This window comes from Polynucleobacter sp. 35-46-11, from assembly GCF_002281105.1.
Genome location: NZ_NCFJ01000685.1, coordinates 1 through 1,151 on the forward strand (window position 1 = coordinate 1; position 1,151 = coordinate 1,151).

Annotated in this window: 2 protein-coding genes; both read left to right on the forward strand. The window is 46.9% G+C overall.

Going from position 1 to position 1,151, the window contains the following annotated elements:
• Positions 1-322, forward strand: a 322-nt coding sequence (gene rpsI / locus B7Y67_RS18780) for a 30S ribosomal protein S9 (RefSeq protein WP_293597455.1), incomplete at its 5' end; no start/stop codon positions are given.
• A 113-nt stretch (positions 323-435) separates the two neighbouring features.
• A partial coding sequence (gene argC, locus B7Y67_RS18785) for an N-acetyl-gamma-glutamyl-phosphate reductase (protein ID WP_293599930.1) occupies positions 436-1,151 on the forward strand: 716 nt, incomplete at its 3' end.

The window sequence follows — 1,151 nt, forward strand, 5'->3', positions numbered from 1 at the left end:
CAAAGGTGAGATTACTGTTAACGGTAAACCTATCGATGCTTACTTTGCTCGCGAAACATCACGCATGATCGCTCGTCAGCCTTTGGCTCTCACAGCCCATCTAACAACCTTTGATATCAAAGTAAACGTTAGTGGTGGCGGTGAAACTGGCCAAGCTGGTGCAGTTCGTCACGGCGTTACTCGTGCATTGATCGACTACGACAACGCCTTGAAGCCAGCCCTGTCTAAAGCAGGTTTGGTAACTCGCGATGCTCGTGAAGTTGAGCGTAAAAAAGTTGGTCTGCATGGCGCGCGTCGTCGTAAGCAGTTCAGCAAGCGCTAATTTCTTTCAGTCGCTTCAGTTTTATCGAAAGGGTCGCGCAAGCGGCCCTTTTTGTTTCTACAATTAAGGTATTCAAGGAATAAAATTCATCAGTCGGCATTTTGGAGAATGACATGATTAAAGTTGGTATCGTAGGTGGCACTGGATATACCGGAGTGGAATTACTGCGCCTGCTAGCGCAACACCCCGAAGTCAAGATCCAGGCAATTACATCTCGCACAGAAGCTGGTATGCCAGTAGCTGAGATGTTTCCCTCTTTACGTGGCCGAATTGATCTCAAATTTACGACTCCTGATGAAGCTAAGTTGAATGAGTGCGACGTGGTGTTCTTTGCAACTCCTCATGGCGTGGCTATGGCACAAGCAAAAGAATTACTTGCTAACAATGTGAAGATTTTGGATCTTGCTGCTGACTTCCGTTTGAAGGACGTTAAAGAATTTGCTAAGTGGTACGGCATGGAACATGGTTGCCCAGAAATCCTAGCGGAGGCAGTGTATGGTTTGGCTGAAATCAATCGTGAAGAAATTAAAAAAGCTCGCGTAGTTGGTTTAGCGGGCTGCTATCCCACTTCTGTGCAGCTTGGGCTTGCTCCATTGCTTTCACCGAAGTCTACCGGTGGTAAACAGCTGATTGATGGCACGCATATTATTTCTGACTCTAAGTCAGGCACTTCTGGTGCTGGACGTAAAGCAGAGATCGGTACATTAATGTCAGAGGCTGGAGATAACTTCAAGGCATATGGAGTTAAAGGGCATCGCCATCTTCCAGAAATTGTCCAGGGCTTAAAAGCCATTGCTGGTCACGACCAGATTGGCCTAACATTTGTGCC